Here is a 6,899-nt window from a genome sequence, read left to right on the forward strand (position 1 = left end):
TTAGCATTAGATATGGAAACGCCTAACGCAGTGCATAATAGAAAAGGCCAGCTTCGAGAGCTGGCCTAATAACTGTCAACCTATATTAGGACGACACATTTATTTCAATGAAAGAGGCTAGTGAACAAATACTGGTCCGCCGGACAGACCCCACACCAAAACTGAACCTGTCATTAGAATAACGAGCAATACTAGCCCACATGTCACTACCGAGCTTGAGTAAATGAACCCTTTATCTTCTGGCATATGCATCAAAATTGGCACGCCAGAGTAGAGCAGGTATACCGAATAGCTAATACCGACTAACAGCGCCGTCATCACTACCCAGAGTTCTGGGTAAAGACCTGCGAAGCCCACCATAAACAACGGTGTAGCCGTGTAGGCCGCAAGTTCCAGCGACTGCGTATAAGTTGGCGTCGCATCAAACGCTTTAGCCAACTCATGAATAAGTACGGCCAATGCGACCACGCCTGCAATTAAGCCAAAATACATGCCTATACCCATCATAATTGCGGTATTTTCGCTAAGGCGAATTATGTCACCTGCGCCGATACTCCAGCCAGTATGGGCACTGGAATAATAGGCCACGAGTGATGGAATGAGAGATATAAAAGCGATATGGGTAAGCGCGTAAAAATAGGTTTCGTGTTTGGTATCAATGGTTTGCCACTCTTCTTTTGGATGAGTGTAAATACCAATTAAATGATTTAAAATCATAAAGTCCTGCCTTGTTCACCAACGTTATTATTTTAAAAAATATTGTTGTGAGGCAGGGAGAACACACGGACTAACCGTAAAACCAAGGAAACACAAACACAGCGCAAAGCGCTAAACACTGCCGTTAACAATATGTTTACAAATTGAGTGTGCAGCAGAATGACTAAGCCGTCAACATAAATTGATTAATTTATAAACGGATGCAAAGCGTTAACTTTAGCGTGGTGCGCCTGAGTGGAAACGCAATTCGTCATCGTCGCTTTCAATCAATGATCTTTCAACGTTTCCGAAGTGGGCAACGCGCTCTGAAATATCAGTTTTAGCGATTTGCCCAGCCAGCGTTAGGTAGTCTTCAAAGTGTCTGGCCTCAGAGCGCAACAGCGACACATAGAACTTGCCTAAATCTTCGGAAACATACGGCGCAAGTTTGGCAAAGCGTTCACAGGAGCGCGCTTCAATGTAGGCACCACAAATGAGCTTGTCGATGAGCTTTTCAGGTTCGTAAGTGCGTACGTGACGCAATAAGCCATTTGCGTAACGACTGGATGTTACCGACTTATATTCAAACCCCAACTCGTGCATAATTTCTAGCACTTGGTAAAAATGATGAAGCTCTTCTTTAATTAGCATGACCATTTTATCAAGCATGTCTTTTTTAAAAGGGTCTAGCCCTTCTGTGTTAAATACATTTTTGGAAAGGTGCTTAGTATTAAGCGATTGCCAATCGCCTTCGTGGCGGTAAGTGAAGTCTTCGTAAGGTTTCAACCAGCCCAGCAATACCTTACTGGTTTCTTCATCGGCCACATAGCGGCGAAGTAGGTACATAGCCGACTGAGCCGCTTTAAGCTCGCAAATTAGGTGGTCAGTAAGGATAACGCGAAGGTTTTCCTCTTTCTGCGCTTCGTCTATCCACGACTGAGGCGTCTCGCAATGTAAAAAGGCATTGATTGGTGAAAGTAGAGACGTGACTTCAGAAGTGGAGGTTACAGACATGTTGAAACTCAATTTTAAGTGCTACGGTTTTTCAGTTACATTTGAATTTGGCTGCTGCCAACGCTAGTTTCGGCAGTTTCGGTTTATAAAAGCACAAAATTCAGCGTATCTGAATTGAACCGCAATTTTACTTGATACCTACAAGCCCTTACAACTTAAAATAGAGGCCAATAAATTACAAAATGAATTATCTTGCCCATCTTTTCTTAGCCCGACCAACTGCCGATTCTCAATTCGGTAACCTACTCGGTGATTTCAGGCGGGGTGTTGATATTAAAGAGTTTGGACAAGCGGTACAGCTAGGTCTTAAAAACCACTATGAAGTCGATAGGTTCACCGACAGTCATACCAGCGTCTTAGCAGCAAAGGCGTTATTTCATAAAAGTCGTCGGCGCTTTGCACCTGTGGCGCTAGATATCTACTTCGATCACTTGCTAATTAAACATTGGGCGTCGTTTACAGCACAGGGTTTTGACGACTTCAGGGAACAGAGTTTCGCATTGTTAGAACAGCGATTGCCCACTATGCCGAGAACGATGCAGCACAGTGTTGGGCATATGATAACCCATGACTGGTTTGAAGATTATGCTAAAGAAGAGGGCATTGCTAAGGCGATTGCTGTGGTTGCTAAACGTATTCGTTTCCCCAACACGTTTCATCATGCTGTGGATGATATTAATACGAACAGAGACGAGATTGAAGCGAGATTCTTAACGTTTTTCCCTGAACTCATTACACACATAAAAATCAATGGCCCTGAGAATATTTGAAAGGCTTAACCGTGTTACAGAAATGTATCGAAGAAATTGGTCGTTTTGTCGTTCATTGCTAAGCTGTCATGTGAACAGCGATATAGTAAAGCGTGCAATACAAAGACAACACAAAAAAGATAAAATTAACGACACTCAAAGATAATAATGATGAATATTCAATCCTTAGTTAGAAATACATCGCCCGTATTATTAAGTCTGGGTAAAAATAAACACAAAGCGCAATCGCACTCGACCCTAGCATGGTTAACGGCAGCCTTAATTGCTTTTGTAAGCTTAACTACCAGTGCTTCAGCGCAAGAAGAAAGCGCATCTGCACATGCTCGTTCAATAAAAATTGATAGCAGTGTAGTGACAGAGCACGAAACTAAAATCCTAGGCAAGCGTGTAAAATACAGTGCCACCACGGGTACTCAACCGGTTTGGAACAGTAAAGACGAAGCGGTTGCCACTTTGTTTTACACTTACTATCAGCGCACTGACGTAAAAGAGAATACTGAGCGCCCGCTTATTATTTCTTTTAACGGTGGTCCAGGCTCTGCGTCAGTGTGGATGCATGTAGCCTACACAGGCCCTCGTATTCTTAATATTGATGATGAGGGCTATCCAGTTCAGCCCTATGGTGTTCAAACCAATCCTTACTCCATTTTGGATGTGGCAGACATTGTGTTTGTTAACCCAGTGAATACAGGGTACAGCCGTGTGCTGCCTAAAGCTGACGGCAGCATGCCATCGCAAGATGAACAGCAGAAAATGTTCTTTGGTGTAAACGCCGATATTAGCTATTTGGCAGACTGGGTGAATACTTTTGTAACGCGTAATAATCGCTGGCGTTCACCTAAATATCTTATCGGTGAAAGTTACGGCACGACGCGTGTGTCAGGATTAGCATTAGAGCTTCAAAATCGCCAATGGATGTACTTAAACGGCGTTGTGCTTGTATCGCCAACCGATATTGGTATAGAGCGCAACGGGCCGGTAAAAGCCGCTAATCGACTGCCTTATTTTGCTGCCGCGGCGTGGTATCACAATAAGCTTGAACCCGCGTTGCAAAACAAAGATCTTACTGAGCTATTGCCTGAAGTTGAAGACTTCACCATCAATACGCTTATTCCTGCTCTGGCCAAAGGTGGCTTCATTGGTGAAACGGAAAAGCGCGATGTGTTAAAGCAAATGGCGCGCTATTCTGGGTTAAGTGAAGCGTCTATTGCGCAAAACAACTTAGACGTGAGCACTGCATTTTTCTGGAAAGACTTACTGCGCGAGGAAGGGAAGACGCTAGGTCGTTTAGACAGCCGCTATTTGGGTATAGATGCTAAGCAAAGCGGCGACCGCCCTGACTATTGGGCTGAGCTAACATCATGGCTTCATTCGTTCACGCCCGCTATTAATTACTATTTGCGTGAAGAGTTAAACTACAAAACTGATATTAAGTACAACATGTTTGGAAACGTGCACCCATGGGATAGAAGCAATAATCAAACGGGTGAGAACTTGCGATTGGCCATGGCGCAAAACCCGTATCTGAATGTGATGATTCAAGCTGGCTATTACGACGGCGCAACGAACTACTTTGATGCCAAGTATACGATGTGGCAGCTCGATCAAAGTGGCAATTTAAAAGACCGTTTGAGCTTTAAGGGATATCGCAGTGGCCACATGATGTATCTGCGTCGCGACGACTTAAAACAGTCCAACCAAGACCTACGCGAGTTTATTAAAATGAGCACACCAGGCAAAGGCATACCTGCTGAATACAAGCGATAGTACGTCTGAAAATCTAAAGACAAGGATGTCAGGTTTTTTTACATTATATTAAACTAATTCATTATTTATTTTTTAAGCTTCTGTATTTAAAAGCTATTTTAGATTTGGCTTACACTTTGCTAAATCGGGTCTGCTAAATAATGAAATTCTTATTAACATAAACTACAAGGACGTATACATGAAAAAGTCTTCGCGTTTTTCATTATCCCTGCTGGCGAGCGCAGCGCTAGCATTCTCAATCTCAAGCACCACAGCCAATGCTTCAGTGCTCCTTTCCGGCTGGGAAGGCTCTACTGAAAGTGGATTTGGTAACTTAGCGATGAATGGTAACGACGACGGTTCATCGGGCGCTATCGTATTTGACGCATTTGAATCGCTTGCCTTCGATAGTGGCGTAAATTTCTTTGGTACTTCATACGATAGATTCTTCATTAACAATAACGGTAATATTACCTTCAATGGCACTGTGAGCTCTTTTACGCCAAGACCCTTCCCAATAAGCAACCAGCCAATGATCGCGCCATTTTGGGGCGATGTAGATACGCGCTGTGCAGAGTGTGGCGACGTGTTTATCGGTTCACCGAATGAAAACACGCTGGTAGTGACATGGAACGATGTTGGTTACTACAGTCAAAACAGTAACCCCACAAACACGTTCCAATTAGTGTTAATTGATCGGGAAGACACAGGTGCGGGAAATTTTGACGTTGAGTTTAGATATGAAGATATCGGTTGGACTTCAGGTAGTGCGTCAGACGGCGTTCCAGCACAAGCGGGTTATGACGCCGGAGATGGGGAAAACTTTTTCACTGTGCCGGGGTCTCAAACCGCCGCTATCGCTGATATAGACGAAAGTAACAGCAACACGGGCACGCCTGGTATTTGGAAGTTTGCTATTCGCGATGGCGTACTACCGGGTGATACTCCAGAAAACCCTATATTGCCTATTGTTAATCCAGAAACACCGACAGACTATGAATTTGAATTCTCTATCGATGATCCAGATGAACTTGTGTTCATCGACCCAGATGTGGCAGTAGGCTATGACTATATTGTAAATAGTGGTCCAAACATCGCGTCAGTACTTTTGCCTGAAGGTTACGACGACAACATGTTTGACCTATTTCTTTGGGACAATGTTCTGATGGATTGGTTCGATACAGGCACAGATATCACTGGTGGTGAGGAGTACGACTTCAATACCCCAGTTGACCGCTTCAGAATTATGGGAATTGATGTTTCGAATATGCTCGAGCCTACGCCGGACGCATTTGTAACCGGCCTCACTTTCGATGGTTCTGGCGTTGTTAATATGAACCAGAATGCCGTTACTGTGTTTGTACCTGATCCTGTATCTGTGCCAACACCCAATACTCTATTTCTAATGCTAAGTGCAATGTTTGCTACGCTTGTTATAAGAAAGCGGAAGCAATAAAGTTGTCATAAAAGAGGGGGAGCGTGCGCTCCCCGTTTTGCTAAGAGGTGAAAGTGAAATATTTAGTAGCAGTTAGTTTAGTACTTGCATCGTTTTTTTCATGGGCTGTAACGACAAGTGACTTTGGTAGTTGGAGTTTGCTATGTAATGATTCGTCTGTGTGTACGCTTAGCCAGCTCGTTGCCAAAGACAAAGAAGCAAAAAAAGTGCTATTGGGCGTCAACGTTGACTACTCCTATTCGCAAGATTTTCCAGTATTGAAAATAAAGCTTCCAAAAAATACACTCACAAAAAATGGTGTAGGAGTAAAAATCGACGATTTTGCATCCATACAAGTGCCATTCTCAGGCTGTGACGAGAAGTCTTGCCAAAGTATAGTGAAAATCGACAATGAACTTTTGAAACAAATGCACAATGGACAGACTATGCTAATAGCGTTTCAAAAATCTGAAAACCAGCAAGTTACCTTACCCATATCGTTGACAGGTTTTGAGGAAGCTTACGCACAGCTAAATCAAAGTATTCAAAAGTAAATGCACAGATACTCGTCTATTTTTGATATTTTGATACGCTGAATGCGGCTAGCTGCGCTAAACATTCAGCGCAGCGCTCTTTCAGCATATCTCTGAATAGTCTTACTGCTGGAGTAATAGATTGGCGGCTAGGGCAAATCAGCCAAAGCTGTTTCGGTTTAGGTTGATATTCGGGTAACAAGGTTACAAGTCGACCCTTTAAAATGTCGTCGCACGCATCTAAGCCAGATTTAACAGCAATACCTTTACCCGCGACGGCCCAACGCTTTACTATTTCTCCGTCGTTTGCGGTTCTGTTGCCTCGCATTTTTATCTTCAGCGGTGTCCCTTTGTGAAAAAACTCCCATTCGTTATATACCTTGTCGTGTAGTTGGTAAAAAAGCCCGTTGTGTGTTTGCAAGTCTTCAAATTTTTCAGGGGCACCATGAGAGCTGATATAAGAAGGGGAGGCAACAAGTAAACTTGGTACATCACAAATTTTGAAACCGTATACATTCGCATCGGTTGGAGTACCGTACCTTAGCGCTAAATCGACGGGATCGCGATAAAAGTCAATGTTGCTGTCACTCAGGTTGAGCTTTACGGTTAGAGCCTGTAACAGATTCTGTGTAACTGCCATTAGTTAATGTGCTTTTCGAGTCGTTCCTCGAACTCGATAATAAAACGACTCATCGCCTGACGCCA

6 protein-coding genes and 1 pseudogene are annotated in these 6,899 nt (G+C 43.5%); 4 read left to right on the forward strand and 3 right to left on the reverse strand.

Going from position 1 to position 6,899, the window contains the following annotated elements; translation table 11 throughout:
- Positions 1-117 precede the first annotated feature (117 nt).
- Both MHM99_RS20565 and miaE read right to left on the reverse strand, forming a co-directional pair.
- Positions 118-717: a Yip1 family protein gene (locus tag MHM99_RS20565; RefSeq protein ID WP_014949940.1), complete on the reverse strand. Its 600-nt coding sequence runs from the start codon at positions 715-717 to the stop codon at positions 118-120.
- Positions 718-933: 216 nt separating this feature from the next.
- On the reverse strand, positions 934-1,710 hold the full coding sequence (miaE, locus tag MHM99_RS20570; RefSeq protein WP_049586863.1) for a tRNA isopentenyl-2-thiomethyl-A-37 hydroxylase MiaE: 777 nt from the start codon (positions 1,708-1,710) through the stop codon (positions 934-936).
- 182 nt (positions 1,711-1,892) lie between these two features.
- On the opposite strand from miaE, the gene MHM99_RS20575 reads away from it, so the two are divergent.
- From MHM99_RS20575 to MHM99_RS20590, 4 genes are all read left to right on the forward strand, one after another.
- Positions 1,893-2,480, forward strand: a complete 588-nt coding sequence (locus tag MHM99_RS20575; RefSeq protein WP_049586864.1) for an ACP phosphodiesterase — start codon at positions 1,893-1,895, stop codon at positions 2,478-2,480.
- A 150-nt stretch (positions 2,481-2,630) separates the two neighbouring features.
- Positions 2,631-4,247, forward strand: a complete 1,617-nt coding sequence (locus tag MHM99_RS20580; RefSeq protein WP_080986399.1) for a carboxypeptidase — start codon at positions 2,631-2,633, stop codon at positions 4,245-4,247.
- Between the two features lie 178 nt (positions 4,248-4,425).
- Positions 4,426-5,682: a nidogen-like domain-containing protein gene (locus tag MHM99_RS20585; protein ID WP_101565064.1), complete on the forward strand. Its 1,257-nt coding sequence runs from the start codon at positions 4,426-4,428 to the stop codon at positions 5,680-5,682.
- Between the two features lie 53 nt (positions 5,683-5,735).
- Positions 5,736-6,215 (forward strand): invasion associated locus B family protein, encoded by a 480-nt coding sequence (locus MHM99_RS20590; protein WP_039236473.1) that lies wholly within the window; start codon positions 5,736-5,738, stop codon positions 6,213-6,215.
- A 16-nt stretch (positions 6,216-6,231) separates the two neighbouring features.
- Here MHM99_RS20590 and MHM99_RS20595 read toward each other — a convergent pair.
- Positions 6,232-6,804: pseudogene (locus tag MHM99_RS20595) on the reverse strand (substrate binding domain-containing protein); the annotation flags it as partial.
- Between the last annotated feature and the right edge of the window lie 95 nt (positions 6,805-6,899).

The organism is Alteromonas sp. MmMcT2-2, assembly GCF_022348305.1.
In the GTDB taxonomy this organism is placed as follows: Bacteria; Pseudomonadota; Gammaproteobacteria; order Enterobacterales; family Alteromonadaceae; genus Alteromonas; species Alteromonas macleodii.